Annotated in this window: 17 protein-coding genes; 13 read left to right on the forward strand and 4 right to left on the reverse strand. The window is 74.2% G+C overall.

Annotated elements, in window-relative coordinates; genetic code table 11:
- Window positions 1-181: 181 nt before the first annotated feature.
- From OP86_RS19385 to OP86_RS19395, 3 genes are all read left to right on the forward strand, one after another.
- Complete coding sequence (locus OP86_RS19385; protein ID WP_033332529.1) at window positions 182-1,069, forward strand: DMT family transporter; 888 nt, start codon at window positions 182-184, stop codon at window positions 1,067-1,069.
- 78 nt (window positions 1,070-1,147) lie between these two features.
- Window positions 1,148-1,948: an SDR family NAD(P)-dependent oxidoreductase gene (locus tag OP86_RS19390; RefSeq protein WP_051830282.1), complete on the forward strand. Its 801-nt coding sequence runs from the start codon at window positions 1,148-1,150 to the stop codon at window positions 1,946-1,948.
- Between the two features lie 7 nt (window positions 1,949-1,955).
- Window positions 1,956-2,696, forward strand: coding sequence for a polysaccharide deacetylase family protein (locus OP86_RS19395; protein ID WP_078653617.1), 741 nt, complete (start codon window positions 1,956-1,958; stop codon window positions 2,694-2,696).
- A 13-nt stretch (window positions 2,697-2,709) separates the two neighbouring features.
- Here OP86_RS19395 and OP86_RS19400 read toward each other — a convergent pair whose 3' ends face one another.
- From OP86_RS19400 to OP86_RS19410, 3 genes are all read right to left on the reverse strand, one after another.
- Window positions 2,710-3,801 carry an MGDG synthase family glycosyltransferase gene (locus tag OP86_RS19400; RefSeq protein ID WP_030059850.1) on the reverse strand — a complete coding sequence of 364 codons (1,092 nt, stop codon included), beginning with the start codon at window positions 3,799-3,801 and terminating at the stop codon, window positions 2,710-2,712.
- Window positions 3,802-3,814: 13 nt separating this feature from the next.
- Window positions 3,815-4,759 (reverse strand): NAD-dependent epimerase/dehydratase family protein, encoded by a 945-nt coding sequence (locus tag OP86_RS19405; protein ID WP_033332533.1) that lies wholly within the window; start codon window positions 4,757-4,759, stop codon window positions 3,815-3,817.
- Window positions 4,760-4,822: 63 nt separating this feature from the next.
- Window positions 4,823-5,947, reverse strand: a complete 1,125-nt coding sequence (locus tag OP86_RS19410; RefSeq protein WP_030059848.1) for a DegT/DnrJ/EryC1/StrS family aminotransferase — start codon at window positions 5,945-5,947, stop codon at window positions 4,823-4,825.
- A gap of 399 nt (window positions 5,948-6,346) precedes the next feature.
- On the opposite strand from OP86_RS19410, the gene OP86_RS19415 reads away from it, so the two are divergent.
- From OP86_RS19415 to OP86_RS19430, 4 genes are all read left to right on the forward strand, one after another.
- Window positions 6,347-8,548, forward strand: coding sequence for an MMPL family transporter (locus tag OP86_RS19415; RefSeq protein ID WP_033332536.1), 2,202 nt, complete (start codon window positions 6,347-6,349; stop codon window positions 8,546-8,548).
- A 98-nt stretch (window positions 8,549-8,646) separates the two neighbouring features.
- Entirely contained in the window at window positions 8,647-9,987 is a 1,341-nt protein-coding gene (locus OP86_RS19420; protein ID WP_063832411.1) for a sensor histidine kinase, read from the forward strand.
- Window positions 9,984-10,661: a response regulator transcription factor gene (locus OP86_RS19425; RefSeq protein ID WP_030059845.1), complete on the forward strand. Its 678-nt coding sequence runs from the start codon at window positions 9,984-9,986 to the stop codon at window positions 10,659-10,661. Before OP86_RS19420 ends, OP86_RS19425 begins: the two co-directional genes overlap by 4 nt.
- Window positions 10,662-10,805: 144 nt before the next feature.
- Window positions 10,806-11,462 carry a hypothetical protein gene (locus tag OP86_RS19430; RefSeq protein WP_245231799.1) on the forward strand — a complete coding sequence of 219 codons (657 nt, stop codon included), beginning with the start codon at window positions 10,806-10,808 and terminating at the stop codon, window positions 11,460-11,462.
- A gap of 230 nt (window positions 11,463-11,692) precedes the next feature.
- Here OP86_RS19430 and OP86_RS39200 read toward each other — a convergent pair whose 3' ends face one another.
- Window positions 11,693-11,860, reverse strand: coding sequence for a hypothetical protein (locus tag OP86_RS39200; protein WP_425337761.1), 168 nt, complete (start codon window positions 11,858-11,860; stop codon window positions 11,693-11,695).
- A gap of 587 nt (window positions 11,861-12,447) precedes the next feature.
- Between OP86_RS39200 and OP86_RS19435 the strand changes: the two genes are divergently transcribed.
- The 6 genes from OP86_RS19435 (at window position 12,448) to OP86_RS19460 (ending at window position 18,033) form a co-directional block, all read left to right on the forward strand.
- Entirely contained in the window at window positions 12,448-12,795 is a 348-nt protein-coding gene (locus OP86_RS19435) for a PRC-barrel domain-containing protein (protein ID WP_030059843.1), read from the forward strand.
- A 71-nt stretch (window positions 12,796-12,866) separates the two neighbouring features.
- Entirely contained in the window at window positions 12,867-13,133 is a 267-nt protein-coding gene (locus tag OP86_RS19440; RefSeq protein WP_030059842.1) for a metal-sensitive transcriptional regulator, read from the forward strand.
- Between the two features lie 379 nt (window positions 13,134-13,512).
- A complete protein-coding gene (locus OP86_RS19445; RefSeq protein WP_033332538.1) occupies window positions 13,513-14,955 on the forward strand; it encodes an endonuclease/exonuclease/phosphatase family protein in 1,443 nt (480 codons plus the stop codon).
- 30 nt (window positions 14,956-14,985) lie between these two features.
- Window positions 14,986-17,013 (forward strand): phosphocholine-specific phospholipase C, encoded by a 2,028-nt coding sequence (locus OP86_RS19450; protein ID WP_033332540.1) that lies wholly within the window; start codon window positions 14,986-14,988, stop codon window positions 17,011-17,013.
- A gap of 92 nt (window positions 17,014-17,105) precedes the next feature.
- Window positions 17,106-17,579 carry a VOC family protein gene (locus tag OP86_RS19455; RefSeq protein WP_030059838.1) on the forward strand — a complete coding sequence of 158 codons (474 nt, stop codon included), beginning with the start codon at window positions 17,106-17,108 and terminating at the stop codon, window positions 17,577-17,579.
- Window positions 17,580-17,583: 4 nt separating this feature from the next.
- On the forward strand, window positions 17,584-18,033 hold the full coding sequence (locus tag OP86_RS19460; RefSeq protein ID WP_033332542.1) for an SRPBCC family protein: 450 nt from the start codon (window positions 17,584-17,586) through the stop codon (window positions 18,031-18,033).
- Window positions 18,034-18,083 lie beyond the last annotated feature (50 nt).

Below are 18,083 nucleotides of genomic sequence, written 5' to 3' on the forward strand. Positions count from 1 at the left end.
CGGCCCCGCCGCGCCGCGCCCCTGCCACCCCGGGCCGGTCCCCTTCGTCCCGCCCGTCTGCCGCCCCGCCGCGCCTTCACCCGACAGCCCCGTCCGTCCCCGTCTCCCCACCCGTGCGCCCCCGCCACCCCGGGCAGAGACTGGTGGTGGACCGATGCTGCCCCGTGACACTGGGAGACGCATGCTGCTGGGACTCACCACCGCGCTGGTCGCGACCGTCTGCTTCGGTTTCGGGGCGGTGTTCCAGGCGCGCGGGGCGCGGTCGGCCCCGCGTGCCGACCGGGTGCGGGCGGGGCTGCTGGCCGCGCTGGCGCGGTCCTGGCAGTTCGTGGCCGGGACGCTATTGGACATCCTCGGCTTCGTGCTGAGCATCGTCGCCCTGCGCAGCCTCCCGCTCTTCCTCGTACAGGCCGTCACCAACGGCAGCCTGGCCGTCACCGCCCTGGCCGCCGTCTGGCTGTTGGGTGCGCGCCTGCACCGGGCGGACCTCGCGGGCATCCTCGCCGTGGTCGTCGGCCTGACCCTGCTCGCGCTCGGCTCCGGCAAGGAAGGCCGAAACTACGCCCCGGCCGCGTTCCACTGGTCGCTGCTGGCCGCCACCGCCGTCATGCTGCTCGCCACCCTCGTCCTGGTGCGCCGGGACGGCACCGTGGCCGCGGCCGGGCTGGGCCTGCTGGCCGGGGTCGGTTTCGGGGTGACCAGCCTCGCCGTGCGCGTCATGGACGCCTCCAGCCTGCCCGCGGTCCTCGCCGACCCCGCCGCCTATGCTCTGGCCGTCGGCGGCCTCGGCGGCTACCTCGCCTACGCGCTGGCCCTGCAGCGCGGCACGGTGACGGCCGCGACCGCCGCCGGGACGGTGGCCGAGACCTTCGGCCCGGCCCTGGTCGGGGTGATGGCGCTCGGCGACGCCGCTCGCCCCGGGTTCGAGTGGTGCGCGCTGACGGGCTTCGCGGTGGCGGTGGGCGGCACCTTCCTGCTCTCGCGTTTCGGCGAACTGGAGGGCGGGTCGGCCGAGCTGTCGTCCCGGCATGCGGACACCGAGGCGGAGGCGGCCGTCCCGCCCCGGTAGCCCGGACGGTTCCGCCGTGCGAAGGTGACTTGCCGGACAAAAAGGACGGCGACACGGCCACAGAGCGGCAGGTGCGCGATGGCGGAGGAACCCCGATCGGACTCCCACCCCCGATCCCGGCGGCCGGAGCCGACCGGGCGCCCCGTCGCCCTGGTCACCGGCGCCTCCTCCGGCATCGGCCTCGCCACCGCCACCCGACTGGCCGAGGCCGGCTGGCACACCCTGCTCTCCGGCACCGACCGGGCCCGCCTCGACGAGGTCGCCGACCGCACCGGAGGCCTCGCCCTGCCGGAGGACCTGAGCAAGCCGGACGGCCCGCGCCGCCTCGCCGAGGCCGCACTGGCCGAGGCCGGCCGGGTGGACGCCCTGGTCGCGAGCGCCGGCCTCGGCTGGCGCGGCCCGTTCGCGGACACCCCCTCCGACACGCTGGACCGGATGATCGAGGTCAACCTCGCCGCCCCGCTGCGCCTGGTCCGCCTCCTCCTGCCCGGCATGCTGGAGCGCCGGCACGGCCGGATCGTGCTGCTCGGCTCGATGGCCGGCCAGGTCGGCGTGCGCGACGAGTCGGGCTACGCGGCGACCAAGGGCGGGCTGACGATGTTCGCCGAGAGCCTCTGGTACGAGCTGCGCGGCACCGGGGTGGGGGTGCGCCTGGTGCTCCCGGGGGCGGTGGACACCCCGTTCTTCGACCGCCGCGGCACGCCGTACCAGCGCGAGCGGCCGCGCCCCGTCTCGGCGGAGCGGGTCGCGGACACGGTGGTCGCGACCATCACCACCGAACGCGACCGCCTGTACGTGCCGCACTGGCTCGGCTTCCCGGCCCGCATCCACGGCGTCGCGCCCGGCGTGTTCCGCCGGATGGCCTCCCGCTTCGGCTGAGCACCGCATGGGCAGCGCCACCACGGCCCTCCTCGTCCGTCCCCTCGCCGCCGCGGCCGCAGTGGAGTTCCTGCACCTCGCCCCGGCCGCCGTCCGCCTCCCGCCGCTGCGCCGCACCCTGGCCCGCCGAACCGCCGGACGCGGCACCACCCCGGGCCACGTCGCCCTGACCTTCGACGATGGTCCCGACCCGCGCAGCACCCCGTACGTCCTCGACGCGCTGGACGAACTCGGCGCCCGCGCCACCTTCTTCCTGCTCGGCTCGATGCTGGAACGCGCCCCCACGCTCGGCCGCGAGGTGGTCCGGCGCGGCCACGAGGTCGCCGTCCACGGCTGGTACCACCGGCCGCAGTGGTACCCGGCGCCCGCCCGCGACCTGCGCGAACTGCGCCGCGCCACCGAGGCGGTCACCGAGCTGTGCGGCGCCCGCCCGCTCTGGTACCGCCCGCCGTACGGCGTCCTGGCCGCGGGCCCGGCCCTGGCCGCCCGCCGCCTCGGCCTGCGCAGCGTGCTGTGGACCGCCTGGGGACGCGACTGGACGGCGGAGGCCACCGGCGCCTCCGTCTACGCGACCGCCCGTCCCGGCCTCACCGCCGGCGCCACCCTCCTCCTCCACGACTCCGACTGCACCTCCGCCCCCGGCTCCTGGCGCGCCACCGTCGCCGCCCTCCCGCTGATCGCCGGGCACTGCCGCACCCGCCACCTCACGCTCGGCCCCCTCCGCGACCACGCGGTGCCGCCTCCGTAGGGCCCGACGGACGTCAGCCCAGCCCCACCCGCCGCAGCGCCGCCCCGAACCCGCTCTGCCAGCCCTCCGGCGTGGCGCCGGGCGAGGGGGCGGGGGAGGGGCGCTTCAGCGCCGCGAGGGCGTTGCGGACGACCTCGGCCGGGCGGGCGGAGGAGACGTCGGCGTGGCCCAGTTCGAGCTCGTGCTGGAGGTTGTCGCGCCCGTGCCCCTGGACCACGTCGAGGAGCAGCAGCCGTCGGCCGAGCGCACGGGCCTCGCTGCAGGTGTCGCCGGAGCTGGTGACGACCAGGTCGGCGGCGGCCATGAGGGTGGGGATCCGGTCGGTGTAGCCGAAGGGGTGCAGTCGGGGCCGGCAGCGTGCGGCGGCGCGCAGGCGGCGTTCCAGCTCCCGGTTTCGTCCGGCCACGGCGAGCACGTGCGGCCCGGCGGCGGCGAGCGAGGCGGCGGTGCGGGCGAGCGGCCCGAGCCCCCAGGAGCCCGACATCAGCAGCACGCAGCGGGCGTCGGGCGGCACGGCCAGTTCGCCGCGCGCCTCGGCCCGCCCCGGCGGCCGGTAGAACGGCCGGCGCAGCGGCGCGGGCACGACGGCGATGTCGGCGTCCGGCCGGTAGCGCCGCACCGCGCAGGCCGCGACCTCCGAGGTGACCAGGAACAGGTCCGTTCCTTCCTGCACCCAGAGCCGGTGCGGTGTGACGTCCGTGCAGAACACGAAGTGCCGGAACTCCCGCCCCTGTCCCCACTCCTGCAGGCGGTTGACCGCCGAGGTGGCGGTGGCGAACACCGAGACCACCAGCTGCGGTCGCTGCGCCTCGACCAGCTTGCGCAGCGCGGGGACGAGCCGGGTGCGGGCCGCCGCGTCGGCGAGCAGGGCGATCCGTGCGCCCGGGCGCAGCGCCGAGAAGTGGAAGGCGTCGTACACCCCGGGCAGGTCGAGCAGCCGGCGGAAGACCGCTTCCCCGGCCGCGCCCGAGCGTTCGCCGAGCAGGGCCATCGCGTCGACGGTGCTGGTGGTCCAGCCGAGTTCCCGCAGGGTGTCGGCGCAGGCCTGGGCCATGACGTCGTGGCCCTGGCCGAGCGAGCCGGAGACCAGCAGGGCGTGCGGCATCGGGCGGCCCCGGTCAGGTGGTGGCGGAGGCGGCGGTGGTGGCCCGGTACCAGTCCGCGTACCGCCGCACGCCCTCCGCGAAGTTGGTCCGCGGTGACCAGCCCAGCAGCCGCTTCGCCTGGGCCGAGGAGATCCGCCGTCCCGCGTAGTCGGCCTTGCGGCCGTCGATGTGCTCGATGGTGACGGGCCCGAGCAGGCCGTCGACGGTGTCGGCGATGTCGCGCACCGAGACGGCCGTCGAGCCCTCCAGGGCGAAGGTCTGGTCCTCGGCGGCGGGGGACAGGGCCCGGACGTGGGCGTCGGCGAGGTCCTCGACGTAGACGAAGTTGCGGCTCTGCCGGCCGTCGCCGGCGATGGTGATCGGCCGGCCGGCCAGCGCGGCCTGGACGAACCGGGCGACGACGAGTTCGTCGCGCATCCGGGGCCCGTACGGGATGCCGTAGCGCAGGATGGTGAAGTGCTGCCCGTACAGCTCGCGGTAGCTGTGCACCAGCATCTCGGCGGCGAGCTTGGTGGCCACGTACAGGTGGCCGCTGTGTTCCAGCTCGATCGGGACGTGTTCGTCCAACTCCTGTTCCTCGCCGCCGAGTTGCTCACCAGCGAGGGCGGCGCCGTAGACCCAGACGGTGCTCGCCAGGACGGTCCGGCTGAGGCCGCTGCGCCGGGCGGCCTCCAGGACGGCCTCGGTGCCGTCGATGTTGGTCCGTACGGCCCGGACCGGGTCGGCGGAGACCTGTTCGACGTCGGCCATCGCGGCGAGGTGGTAGACCACTTCGCTGCCCGCCAGCGCGGAGGTGAGCGCCTTCAGGTCGAGGACGTCGATCCGCGCGTGTTCGGCGTTGGGGTTGAGGTACTTGTCGGTGGTGTCCACCGCGAGGACGTCGTGGCCGGCGGCGATCAGGTGGTCCACGACGTGTGAGCCGATGAATCCGCACCCCCCGGTGACGGCTATCCGCACGTTCTTGCTCCCTTCGCTCTCTTTCCGGCGGGTCCGTGTTGGCGTTTCCTGCTGCTGTCCCGGCTATCCGGCCGACCGCCGGAGCACCGCCGTGACGGCCTCGACGACCTGCTCCGTCTCGTCCTCCGTCATGTCGGAGTGCACCGGAAGGCAGATCTGGCGGGCGCAGACGTCCTCGGCCACCGGCAGCGGCCTGCGCCGGTACGGGGCGAGCACGGGCTGCAGGTGCAGCGGCAGGTCGTACACCTCGCCGGACAGCCGCACGCCGAACTCCTCGGCGACCGCGCGCTTGAACGCGGCGCGGTCCGTCCCGGGCGGCAGCAGCGCCACGTACTTGTAGTAGTTGCCGCGGCAGCCCGGCGGTTCGAGCACCGGCTCCAGGCCGTCGAGCCCGGCCAGCGCCTCGTCGTAGCGGCGGGCGACGGCCCGGCGGGTCTCGATGAACTCCTTGAGCCGGCGCAGGTGCACCGCGCCGACGGCCGCGTGGAGCTCGCTCATCCGCCAGGAGTAGCCGAGCAGGACGTGGTGGTTGGTGGTGAAGGAGCCCTTGCCCTGGTCGCGGTAGATCCGGGCCTCGTCGCGCAGCTCCGGCGACTCGGTGAGGATCATGCCGCCCTCGCCGCTGGTGGTGACCTTGGTCGGGTAGAAGGAGAAGGCCCCGGCCAGGCCGAAGGTCCCGGCGGCGCGACCGTTCAGGCTGCTGCCGTGGGCGTGCGCGGCGTCCTCGATCAGCGGGATGCCGCGCTGGTCGCAGAGCGCGCGCAGGGCCTCGGCCTGCGGGGTGACCAGTCCGCCGATGTGCACCAGGACGACCGCGGCGGTGTCCGGGGTGAGCGCCGCCGCGAGGGTCTCGGGGGAGAGCGCGAGGGTGGCCGGGTCGACGTCGGCGAACACCGGGCGCCCGCCCGCGTGGACCACCGCGCCGGCCGTCGCGTAGAACGTGACGGCGGGCACGACCACGTCGAGGCCCCGGACGTCGACGGTGCGCAGGATCACCTCCAGCGCCGCCGTGCCGCTGCTCACCGCGACGGCGTGCGAGGCACCGTGCTCGGCGGCGAAGGCCTGCTCGAAGCGCTCGGTCCACGGGCCGAGGGTGAGGGCACCGGTGGTGAGCATCTCGGTCACCGCCTCGGCGACGGCCGCGCGGTCGCTCTCGTCGAACACGATGCGGGCGGCTGGAACGCCCATGGGGCACCTCCGGCGGCGGGCTGCGGTGGGCAGCACCGATCGGGTCGGATCCTCCCGAACCGCAGGAAAAGCGGTCGGGTCAGGCACATCACGCTACTTCGCCCGGCCGGGGCCCGGCCCGTCGTCGCCGTCCGCACGGGTGACCCGGAGGCTTCCGCCGCAGGTAGGAGGGCTACTCCCGACGCAGGGCGTGCGCTCCTCCGTACGGGGGAGGCCCGTACTGCGTCCGCAGTAGGCAAACGGCCTGCGCAGGGACGACGACGGAGCAGGGGTCGGCGACCAACGATTGGTCATGCTGCGGCGGACCGCGCCCATGGGGGCGCCCGGCGTCCACGAGGACGTTCGGCCCGCCGCGGCGCCCTGTCTCCGAGAACCGCATCCGAAGGAGTCCGCTCCCCCGTGGCCACGTTCCTCTACCGCCTGGGCCGATGGGCCTTCGTCCGACGCCGGCTGGTGACCTTGCTCTGGGTCGCCGTGCTGGCGGTCGGCGGAGTCCTGGCGGCCAAGGCGCCCGCCGCACCCGACGACGGCCTCGCGATGCCAGGCACGGAGGCGCAGAAGGCCTTCGACCTGATGAACGAGCGCTTCCCCGGCGGCCACGCCGACGGCGCCTCGGCCCGGCTGGTGTTCGTCGCCCCCTCCGGTCAGAAGATCACCGCCGGGCCCAACCAGCAGGCGGTCGAGCGCACGGTCGACGAGCTGGCCCACGCCGATCAGGTCACCGGAGCGGTCAGCCCGTTCAAGGTCGGCGCCGTCTCCAAGGACGGCACCACCGCGTACGCGACGGTCAGCTACTCCGCCAAGGCGGGCGAGCTGTCCAAGGGCGCCACCGACGCGCTGGAGCACGCCGCCCAGCACGGCCGGGACGCCGGGCTCAAGGTCGAGATCGGCGGCAACGCGCTGATGGCCAGGGCACAGGCGGACGGCAGCAGCGAGGCGATCGGCATGGCGCTGTCCGCCGTCGTCCTGGTGATCACCTTCGGGTCGTTGGTCGCGGCCGGCCTGCCGCTGCTCACGGCGGTCGTCGGCGTCGGCCTCGGCATGGCGCTGATCACCGCGCTGGGCAGCACGCTCGGCCTGTCGAGCACCACCGGCACGCTCGCCATGATGCTCGGCCTCGCGGTCGGCATCGACTACGCGGTGTTCATCGTCTCCCGCTACCGGGCCGAGCTCACCGAGGGCCGCACGCCCGAGGAGGCGGCCGGCCGGGCCGTCGGCACCGCCGGGTCCGCGGTGGTGTTCGCCGGGCTCACCGTGGTGATCGCGCTCGCCGGGCTCTCCGTGGTCGGCATCCCGATCCTGGCCAAGATGGGCCTGGCCGCCGCCGGTACGGTCGTCCTTGCCGTGCTCGTCGCGCTCACCCTGGTCCCCGCGCTGCTCGGCTTCCTCGGCCGCAAGGTGTTGCCGCGCAAGGTCCGCAAGGCCCGCGGCGGCGACTCCCGGGCGGCGTCGAAGGAGAACGGCGGCGCCCGCTGGGCCCGGTTCGTGCTGCGCCGCCCACTTGCAGTGCTGCTCGGCGGCGTGATCGGCCTCGGCGTGCTCGCGGCCCCCGCGCTCGACCTGCGGCTCGGCCTGCCCGGCGACGAGGCCAAGCCGACCTCCACCACCCAGCGCCGCGCCTACGACCTGCTCTCGGAGGGCTTCGGCCCCGGCTTCAACGGCCCGCTGACCGTCCTGGTGGACGCCAAGGGCGTCACCGACCCGAAGGCCGCCGCGAACGAGGTGGCCAGGAAGGTCTCCGGCCTGCCCGGCGTCGTCACCGTGACGCCACCGATGTTCAACAAGGCGGGCGACACGGCCCTGCTCAACGCGATCCCGGCGACGGGCCCGAGCGAGGCCGAGACCAAGGACATCGTGCACGCCATCCGCGGCGACGCGGCCGGCCTGAAGTCGGCCACCGGGGCGACGGTCCTGGTCAGCGGCACGACGGCGATGAACATCGACGTCTCGCAGAAGCTGACGGACGCGCTGCTGCCCTACCTCGCCCTGGTCGTCGGCCTCGCCGTCCTGCTGCTGCTGGCAGTCTTCCGCTCCGTGCTCGTCCCGCTGAAGGCGGCGCTCGGCTTCCTGCTCTCGGTGGCCGCCGCGCTCGGTGCGGTGGTCGCGGTCTTCCAGTGGGGCTGGCTGGCCGACCTGATCGGCGTGGAGCAGACCGGCCCGGTCATGAGCATGATGCCGATCTTCATGATCGGCGTGGTCTTCGGCCTCGCCATGGACTACGAGGTGTTCCTGGTCACCCGGATCCGCGAGGGCTACGTCCACGGCGAGCAGCCCGGCGAGGCGATCGTCACCGGCTTCCGGCACAACGCCCGGGTGGTCACCGCCGCCGCCTTCATCATGATCGCCGTCTTCGCGGGCTTCATCGGGATGAGCGAGCCGATGATCAAGATGATGGGCCTGGGTCTCGCCGCGGCCGTCGCCTTCGACGCCTTCGTGGTCCGGATGGCCATCGTCCCGGCCGTCCTCGCCCTGCTCGGTCGTCGCGCCTGGTGGCTGCCGCGCTGGCTGAACCACCTCATACCGGAGGTGGACGTCGAGGGCAGCAAGCTGCACACGCCCGCCACCGAAGCGGCCCTGGCCCGGGAGTCCGTCACCTTGTAGCCGGGCCCCGATCCACCCCCCACCGACTACCGTTGCAGTCAGGGGCCGTCGCCGCTCGCGCTGACGGCCCCTGACTCGCGGACCCGGAGACCAGCACCATGACCACCACCTGGCAACGCATGCGCCGGAACCATCCCCGACGACTGGACGTGATCGGGGGCGCCGTCCTGATCTCGATCGTCGGAGTCGGCGCCACGATCGACCAGACCGGTCACGTCAGCAGCCCGGAGCCGGTCTCCGGCCTCCTCGGGCTGGTCTCCGCCCTCGCCGTGTTCGGCCACCGCCGCCACCCGCGCTCGGTCACCGCCGTCACCCTGGGCTGCACCGTCCTGCTCGCGCTCACCAGCCCCCGGCTGACCATCGCCCTGGCCGCCCCGCTGCTCTGCGCCCTCTACTTCCTCGCCGTTCGCACCGACCGCTCCACCGCGCTGCGCGCCTCCATCCTCAGCGCCGTCCTGCTCACCGGGATCGCGCTGACCGTCGACACCGGCGGGTCCATCGGCGAACGGCTCGGCGTCCTCGCCTGGGCCCTGCTGCCCGGCGCCCTCGGCGACTCCATCCGCAACCGCCGCGCCCACCTCGCGGCCATCGAGGAGCGCGCCGAACGCGCCGAACGCACCCGCGAGGAGGAGGCCCGCCGCCGGGTCGCCGACGAACGGATCCGGATCGCCCGCGACCTGCACGACGTCGTCGCCCACCACATCGCCCTCGCCAACGCCCAGGCCGGCATCGCCGTCCACCTCATGGACAGCCACCCCGTCCAGGCCCGCGAAGTGCTCAGCCACATCACCGACGCCACCGGCTCCGCCCTGCAGGAGCTGCGCGCCACCGTCGGCCTGCTGCGCCGCGCCGAGGAGCCGGCCCCGCTCGAACCCACCCCGGGCCTGGACCGGCTGCCCGAGCTGATCGGCTCCTTCGAACGGGCCGGGCTGGCGGTCCGGCTCACCGTCCGGGGCGAGGCCCGCCCGCTCTCGCCCGGCGTCGACCTCACCGCCTTCCGGATCGTCCAGGAGTCGCTGACCAACGTCGCCAAGCACGCCCACGGCGCCGACGCCGAAGTCACCCTCGCCTACAGCGAAAGCCGCGTCGCGGTCAGCGTCGCCAACGGCCGCCCGACCGCGACCGGCCGCCCCCGCGCCGCGCTGCTGCCCCAGCCCGCCCCCGGCGAGAGCGGATTCGGCCTGATCGGCATGCGCGAGCGGGCCGGCGCGGTGGGCGGCCGGCTCGCCGCCGACCCACGGCCCGACGGCGGCTTCCTGGTCACCGCCGAGCTGCCCCTGCGCACCGGCGCCCGCGACGACGGCCCGGTACACGAGGCCCTCGCCGGCGGCCAGCGGACCGGCGGCCGGCACACCGGCCGGAACACTGTTCAGGACACCGGCCGGGACGAGGCCGAGGGACAAGATCGCGCCGTTCGAGAGGACAGGGAGCACGCATGACCATCCGGGTACTGCTCGCCGACGACCAGGCCCTGCTGCGCGGCGCCTTCCGCCTGCTGATCGACGCGGAGGAGGACATGGAGGTGGTCGGCGAGGCCGCCGACGGCCGTCAAGCCGTCGAGCTCGCCCGCGCCACCAGGCCCGACATCGTCCTGATGGACATCCGGATGCCCGGCGCCGACGGCCTCGGCGCCACCGCCGAGATCTGCGGCGACGAGGAGCTGTCCGGCACCCGGGTGCTCATCCTCACCACCTTCGAGATCGACGAGTACGTGGCCCAGGCGCTGCGCGCCGGCGCCGGCGGCTTCCTCGGCAAGGGCGCGGACCCGAAGGAACTGCTCGCCGCCGTCCGCACCGTCGCGGCCGGCGACCCCCTGCTCTCGCCCGCCGCCACCCGGGCCGTGATCGACCAGCTCCTGGCCCAGCCCGATTCCACGGCCGCCGGCCCGGCGAGCAAACGGCTCTCCGTCCTCACCGCCCGCGAGCGCGAGGTGATGTCGATGGCCGCCACCGGGCTCACCAACGAGGAGATCGCCGAGCGGATGTTCGTCAGCCCGTTCACCGTCCGCACCCATGTGCACCGGGCGATGGCCAAGCTCGACGCCCGCGACCGCGCCCAACTGGTCGCGATCGCCTACCAGTCCGGCCTGGTCCCGCCCGGCCGTCCGTCCTGAGTAATCGCGCCGGGTGAACCGATTTCCTGCTGAGTGTTCGTCATATTTCCGCAGCAGAAACGGATCGGGCCCCGGGCCTGGCCGAAAACACCCTCCGAACTGGTGTATCAGCGAGTAGTCTGCCGATGACTCAGAATGAGGAGGATGTTCGTGGAAACCAAGGACACGGCCGGCGAGGTGCGGATTCTCCAGCCGTTGCCCGGGCGTACGGCGGACCAATCGCAGGCGTTCGACCTTCGGCTCGCGCGCCTGCTCCGCCTGATCGGGACCGAGGTCGCACCCGGGCCCGACTACCAGAGTGCGGCCCGCTGGGAGGTCCACAAGGCACTCTCCGGGCGGTCCGACCTGCCCGAGGAGTACTTCGAGGCGCTGGTGGAGGCGGCGGTCCACGACCCCAACCCGAGCTTCAACCGGCGCTTCGTCGAGCCCGCCCTGCTCGCCTTCGGGCAGCGCCGGGTCCGGCTCGCCCTGCTCGGCTACCTGCGCACCGGCACCAACCCGGAGCGCGCCGGCGCCGCCCGGGCCTGGTACTGGACGGCCCTGTCGGTCGGCGACGGCCGCAACGGCGCCGCCGCCGACGAGGGCGCGAGCGTCCGGGACACCTGGTACGAGACCGCGCTGCGGGAGTTCGTCGCCAACGAGGACCTGGACGTCCGCCGGTGCATCCTCCCCGGTCTCCCGCTCGTGCGGCGCGCCTACCCCGCGGAGCTGCACGGCCTGATGGAGGCGGCGGTCGCCATCGCCCGCACGCACCCCGACGAGTACATCCGCCACCGCGCCGAGATCCAGGTCGGCCTCTGACCCTCGGGCGGCCCCGCTCCGGGACCGGGCCCACGATGCGTACCCGGAGCGGGAATTCCCGCCCCGCCGCTCGATTCGCCCACGATCCGGCGAATCGCGTGCCAACCGGCTTTCCCCGCCTGTCGATTCGTGAACCGGCCGTCCGATCACGCCGACGTCGGATACCTGGCCGACCTCGGCGGCCTCGGTGAACCCCGCCAGTCCCCGCCGGACGCCGCGTCAGTCCTGTGTCAGGAAAGGTCCAGCGCCTGCCGGAGGTTGTGCTCGGCGATGGCGGCCATGGCAGCCCGGTCGGGGAAGTCCCCGTCGAGCAGCCGCAGCGGCCCCGCGGTCAACGACAGGCGCTGGGCGAGCAGGTAGAGGGCGAGCCGGTCCTCGTCCAGCCCGTCGGCCGCCACGGGGCCGCGCGTGCGCGGCTTCGAACAGGTCCAGCCCGAGCCCGGGCGAGAACGGGTCGCTGAGGTCGTCGTCGCCCTCGGCCGCCGGCCAGTAGTTCTCGGCGTCCTCCCAGAGATAGGCGATCGCCGTCGTGGCATCGTCCATCACCAGGCGGTACACGCCCTTCTTGCTCCCGCCCGCGACCCGCTCGGCGGCCGCCAGCCGCCGCCCACCGCCCAGTGCGGCCCGCGCCGCACCCGCCAACCGCTCCCGCACCCCTGCCCTGGGTGCCACGTTCCCGACCCCTCTCCACCCGCCACGACCCGCGCACCCTACGGCAGCGCCGATCCGGGGGCGAAGGATTTCCGTCGCCGCGCAGGAAGTCGACCCCGCCGACTTCTCGCGCCCCTGCCGGCGGACAGCCTGAAAGCCCAGGTCAACGCCCCGGTGGCGGTTGGCCGGGCCGCCCCCGTAGGTCCCTTTCGTCTCACCGTGCGCCCCGGGGGCTCACCGAGCGCCCCCGCCCGTCCGGGCGCAGGATGGAAGCCCCGGGGCAGTGAGCGGGCGGTGCATCCGGCGACGGGAGGTCCGGGCCGTGGGAATCGCAATGGCAGACATCCGCGAGTGGCGCGGCCATGCCGTGGTCGACCAGAAGAACCACCGCGTCGGCACGCTGGAGTCGGTCTACGTGGAGACGGCCAGTGACGAGCCGTTCTTCGCCACCGTCACGGTGGGTTTCGCCGCTCGCCGCCGTCTGGTGTTCGTCCCGCTGGAGGGCGCGGTCGTCGGACCGGACTACGTTCGGGTGGCGTACCCGAAGAGCCAGGTCAAGGACGCCCCGGCGATCGGCACCGACGACGTCCTGCCCGCCGGGGACGAGCCCGCCGTGTTCGCGCACTACGAGATCCCGTACGCGACCGGTGCGGGCGGGGAGCGCCGCCTGGCCCGGCGCTGAGGCCGCCCGGGAATGAATACCCCACCGGGTACAGTTGCACATCGACAGTCGATGTGAAAGGCGGCCCCGACATGCAGGTGGACGAGGAATCGGTCGGCGCGGTCCTGAACCGGCTGCGTCGCGCCCAGGGCCAGTTGGCCGGAGTCATCGCGATGATCGAGGCGGGCCGGGACTGCAAGGACGTGGTCACCCAGCTCGCCGCCGTCTCGCGCGCCCTGGACCGGGCCGGGTTCAAGATCGTCGCCAGCGGCATGCGCCAGTGCATGGCCGCCGCCGGCGAGGACACCCCGCCGATGAGCGAGGCGGAGCTGGAGAAGCTGTTCCTCGCCCTGGCCTGACGGCCGGTACGCACCCACGGGCCGGCGCGCGACGCCGGGCACACGCACACGAGGGCCGCGACGGATCACCCGGCGCGGCCCTCGCCGCGTACCCGCCCGCCTCGCCGCACAGCCACACACCCGCCCGCCTGCCTCGGCCGTCTCGCTCGCCCCGCCCAGCCCCGCCCGCTCCGCCCGCCTGACGAAGTTCCCGAACCGCCCGACGCTCCGTCATGCGACGTTCACGCGCAGGTCGCTGGCCTTCGGATGAATGAGCCCGCCCACAGTTGTACAGCCAACTGTGGCGCCCTCCTTCTCCCAGCCTCCGTGACCAGCCGTACCCGACCCCGGCGAACCGTCCCCCCGGCGGACCGGGGCCCGGCCGGCGGACAGGACAACCGTGGCCGCAGGCAGCGCCCTGACCATCACCTCATCCACCCCCACCAGCCCCACCGAAGGCGACCGGCTGACCTTCCACTGGACCACCGACGCCCCCGACGCCAAGAACTGGGTCGGCATCTACGACGGCAGCCGCCAACCCGGTACCGGCTCCTCGCTCCTGTGGAAGTACACCCCGGGCGCCTCCGGGGACGTCCAGCTCGACACCTCCGCGCTGACCGGCGGCCCGTACACCGCCTATCTGCTCGCCAAGGACGGCTACGGCATCCTGGCCCGGACCGCCCCGTTCGACTTCCGCCCCAAGCCCGCCGTCGTCCGCCCGCACGCCGCTGTCGACTCCCTCACCGCCACGCCCGTCGCCCCGGGCGCCGCCGTGCGGATCAGGCTCGGCGGCCTCTGGTCCCGCCCGGCCGGCAACTCGCCCGGCTCCGCCGTCTTCCGCAAGCTCGGCGGCCCGGCCTGGGCCTCGGTGGGCGCCGACGGCACGCTCACCGGCACCGCCCCCGCCGCCCCCGGCCGCAACCCCGAGCCGGTCGTCGTCGGCGTCAAGGACAGCGCGGGCGCCACCGACACCGTCACCGTCCTGGTCCCCGTCGTCGACCCGGCCGACCGGCCCCGCCTCAAGGCGGCCAGCTGGAACCTGCACGACGCGGGCGCGGCCTACACCGACGCGCTGGAGAAGCAGTTGCGCGTGGTCCTCGCCCAGGGCCTGGACGTGCTCGCCCTCCAGGAGACGGCAGGGGAGCGGGCCAAGGCCCTGGCCGACGCCCTCGGCTGGTACGCCTACCAGAGCCCGGGCAGCGTCGGCATCCTCAGCCGCCACCCGCTCGCGGACGTCACGGCGCCGACCGCCGACCTGCCCGCCGCCGCGGCCACCCTCCAACTGCCCGGCGGCCGCAGCGTCCGCTTCTGGGCCGCGCACCTGGACGAGGCGGGCTACGGCCCGTACGCCGTCCAGGACGGCCGGACCGCCGCCCAGACCGAGGCCGCCGAGAACGGCTCGCTGCGGCTGAAGCAGGCCAGGGCGCTCGCGGCGGCCGTGGGCGCGGACATCGCCCGGCACGTCCCGGTCGTGCTGGCCGGTGCGCTCTCCTCACCCTCCCACCTGGACTGGACGGCCGCGACCGCCGCCGCCCACGGTGGGGTCGGCCCGTTGGACTGGCCGGTCACCGTCGCCCTGGAGGCCGCCGGGCTGACCGACGCCTTCCGCGAGGAGTACCGCGACCCGGCGAAGGCCCCGGGCACCACCTGGTCGCCGACCCGCACCCGGCGCGGCGACCGGCCCGAGCCGCAGGACCGCATCGACTACGTCCAGTACGCCGGCCCGTTGAAGCTGGTCGAGGCGCACACCCTGGTCGCCGACTGGCCGCAGCCCGAGCCGAACGCGGCCGGCAACGAGTGGCCCTCCGACACCGCCGCCGCCGTCGCCACCTTCCAGCTCTGAGACCCACCAGCCCCGAGAGGCCAGTCCGTCATGTCCGAGCTCTCCCGCCGCACCTTCGTCGGCGCCACCGCGGCCGTCGGCGCCACCGCCCTGACCGGTTTGGCGGCCACCCCGGCCGAGGCCGCGCCGACCCCCGCGCCGACCCCCGCCCCCGGCGCCACGACCGCTGCCCCGCTCACCGGCACCGTCAAGGACGTCCGGCACGTCGTCGTCCTGATGCAGGAGAACCGTTCCTTCGACCACTACTTCGGCACCCTCGCCGGCGTCCGCGGCTTCGGCGACAAGCAGGCGCTGCAGTTCCCCGACGGCACCGATGTGTTCCGCCAGCCCGACAGCCGCCGCACCGACGGCGGGGTAATGCTGCCGTACCGGATGGACACCGCCAAGTACAACGCGCAGAACGCCGGCGGCCTCGCCCACGACTGGGCGACCGGCCACCAGGCCATCAACAACGGCGCGATGAACAAGTGGATCGCCGCCAAGGGCGAGCGCACGATGGGCTACTTCACCCGGGACGACATCCCCTACCAGTACGCCCTGGCCGACGCGTTCACCATCTGCGACGCCTACTTCACCTCCCTCGCCGGCCCCACCGACCCCAACCGCCTCTACCTGTGGACCGGCACCGCCGGCCCCGGCCGCGACGGCACCACCGGCCCCTGGATCGACAACACCCCCGTCACCGACAACCCCGTCGCCGACTGGACCACCTACGCCGAGCGCCTGGAGGCGGCCGGCGTCAGCTGGCGCGTCTACCACAACCCCAGCAAGGACGACCGCACCGGCGACTACGACGACAACGCCCTCTCCTACTTCAAGCAGTTCCACGCCTTCCCGCACGACGACCCGCGCTACGTCAACGCGATGACCACGTTCGACCCGGCGGACTTCGACCGGCACTGCAAGGACGGCACCCTGCCGACCGTCTCCTGGCTGGTCGCGCCCTACCTGTTCTCCGAACACCCGGAGGCCGGCCCCGCCTACGGCGCGCACTGGGTCGACCAGGCGCTGCAGTCGCTGATGTCCAACCCGGACGTCTGGCGGCACACCGTGTTCCTGGTCATGTACGACGAGAACGACGGCTACTTCGACCACATGGTCCCGCCCACCCCCGAACCCGGCACCCCCGAGGAGTTCACCCACGGACGGGCCATCGGCCTCGGCAACCGCGTCCCGCTCTGGGTCATCTCGCCGTGGTCGCGCGGCGGCTGGGTCAACTCCCAGGTCTTCGACCACACTTCGGTGCTGCGCTTCATGGAGCTGGTCACCGGCGTGGCCGAGCCCAACATCTCGGCCTGGCGCCGGGCCGTCTGCGGCGACCTCACCAGCTGCTTCGACTTCGCCGCCCCGCAGTACTCGATCCCGGCGCTGCCCGACACCAAGGCCCTGATGGCCAGGGCCGACGCGGGCACCAAACTGCCCGGCGTCGCGCTGCCGGCGGTCGGCGCCCAGTCGATGCCGGTCCAGGAGCGCGGCGAGCGCCCGCACCGCCCGCTGCCGTACCAGCCGTGGGCCGACGTCGAGGTGGACCGCAGGACCGGCAAGGTCACCTGCACGATGAGCAACGACGGCGCGGTGGCCTTCCCGTACACCGTCTACCCGAACATCGTGCTCCCCTTCGCGGGCACCCCCCACACCGTCGCCCCCGGCGCCACCGCCCGGTACGTCTGGGACGCCGCCGCCACCGGCGGCCGCTACGACTTCACCGTCCACGGCCCGGACGGCTTCGTCCGCCGCTTCGCCGGCACCGTGGTCCGCGACGGCCAGAACGGCCAGAACGGCCAGGACGGCCAGAACGACATCGGGGTGCCGATCGTCACCGCGGACCTGCGCGGCAACGGGAAGTTCCGCCTGCAGCTGGCCAACGACGGGATGACGGACGTGGCCTTCACCGCCGCGCCCAATGACTTCGCGGGCACCGCGCAGACCGTCTGGGTCAAGCCGGGCAAGCAGGCCGAACTGGCCTGGCCGCTCGACCGGCAGGGCCGCTACGACGTCATCGTGACCGCGCACACCGGGCAGCGCTTCGCCCAGCGCTACGCGGGCTGGGTGCACTGACCCACGGCCCGGCCGCGGCCGGGGGCGCCGAACCGGTGACCCCCGGCCGTGGCTCGGCCGTCCGGTCGGACCCCGCCGCTACCGTCGGGCGCATGCAGAAGATCAGCACCTTCCTCTGGTACGACGACCAGGCCGAAGAGGCCGCCGCCTTCTACACCTCGCTGTTCCCCGACTCCCGCATCACCCGCGTCGCCCGCTACGGCGAGGCCGGCCCCGGCGCGGCGGGCTCCGTCATGACCGTCGACTTCGAGCTCGCCGGCCGGGAGTACGTGGCCCTCAACGGCGGCCCGGAGTTCACCTTCACCGAGGCCGTCTCGCTGCAGGTGGAGTGCGACGGCCAGCAGGAGATCGACGAACTCTGGGCCAAGCTCACCGCCGACGGCGGCCAGGCCGGCCCGTGCGGCTGGCTCAAGGACCGCTTCGGCCTCTCCTGGCAGATCACGCCGCGCGTCCTGCTCGACCTGGTCGGCGGCGAGGACCGGGCCAAGGCCGACCGCGTGATGGCGGCCATGCTGCGGATGCAGAAGCTCGACATCCGGGCGCTGCTCGACGCGGCCGAGGGCTGATGCCGTGACCGCCCTCACCCACCGCGGGATCCTCTACCTGCGGGCCACCCCGGAGCGGGTCTGGCACGCGCTCACCAACGCCGACGAGTCCGGCATCTACTGGGGCCACCGCAACGTCTCGACCTGGCTGCCCGGCGCGCCCTGGGAGCACCAGCGCGCCGACGACTCCGGGATCGCCGACGTCATCGGCATCGTCGAGGCCGCCGACCGCCCGCACCGGTTGGTCACCACCTGGGCCGGGCCGCAGGAGCGGCGCCCGGGCGGTCCCTCCCGGGTCACCTTCGAGATCTGGAGCTGGCAGGACCTCACCCGGCTCACCGTCACCCACGAGAACCTCGCCGACGAGGCCGAGCGGGCGGACGCGGAGCAGGGCTGGGCGGCGGTGCTCTCCAACCTCAAGACCTACCTGGAGACCGGCCACCCGCTCCCGCAGCAGCCCTGGCTCATGCCCTGACGCCCCGAGGCCGTTCCGCCCGTCGGTGAAAGCACCGGATCGGCGGAAGG

Origin of the sequence: Streptomyces novaecaesareae, assembly GCF_000716875.1 — a bacterium.
Classification (GTDB): domain Bacteria; phylum Actinomycetota; class Actinomycetes; order Streptomycetales; family Streptomycetaceae; genus Kitasatospora; species Kitasatospora novaecaesareae.

What these genes read in the sequence shown, in the direction of transcription:
- OP86_RS19385 (WP_033332529.1), top strand. Translation starts at nt 182, where the DNA reads ATGCTGCTGGGACTCACCACCGCGCTGGTCGCGACCGTCTGCTTCGGT.
- OP86_RS19390 (WP_051830282.1), top strand. Translation starts at nt 1,148, where the DNA reads ATGGCGGAGGAACCCCGATCGGACTCCCACCCCCGATCCCGGCGGCCG.
- OP86_RS19395 (WP_078653617.1), top strand. Translation starts at nt 1,956, where the DNA reads ATGGGCAGCGCCACCACGGCCCTCCTCGTCCGTCCCCTCGCCGCCGCG.
- OP86_RS19400 (WP_030059850.1), bottom strand. Translation starts at nt 3,801, where the DNA reads ATGCCGCACGCCCTGCTGGTCTCCGGCTCGCTCGGCCAGGGCCACGAC.
- OP86_RS19410 (WP_030059848.1), bottom strand. Translation starts at nt 5,947, where the DNA reads ATGGGCGTTCCAGCCGCCCGCATCGTGTTCGACGAGAGCGACCGCGCG.
- OP86_RS19420 (WP_063832411.1), top strand. Translation starts at nt 8,647, where the DNA reads ATGACCACCACCTGGCAACGCATGCGCCGGAACCATCCCCGACGACTG.
- OP86_RS19425 (WP_030059845.1), top strand. Translation starts at nt 9,984, where the DNA reads ATGACCATCCGGGTACTGCTCGCCGACGACCAGGCCCTGCTGCGCGGC.
- OP86_RS19430 (WP_245231799.1), top strand. Translation starts at nt 10,806, where the DNA reads ATGTTCGTGGAAACCAAGGACACGGCCGGCGAGGTGCGGATTCTCCAG.
- OP86_RS19435 (WP_030059843.1), top strand. Translation starts at nt 12,448, where the DNA reads ATGGCAGACATCCGCGAGTGGCGCGGCCATGCCGTGGTCGACCAGAAG.
- OP86_RS19440 (WP_030059842.1), top strand. Translation starts at nt 12,867, where the DNA reads ATGCAGGTGGACGAGGAATCGGTCGGCGCGGTCCTGAACCGGCTGCGT.
- OP86_RS19450 (WP_033332540.1), top strand. Translation starts at nt 14,986, where the DNA reads ATGTCCGAGCTCTCCCGCCGCACCTTCGTCGGCGCCACCGCGGCCGTC.
- OP86_RS19455 (WP_030059838.1), top strand. Translation starts at nt 17,106, where the DNA reads ATGCAGAAGATCAGCACCTTCCTCTGGTACGACGACCAGGCCGAAGAG.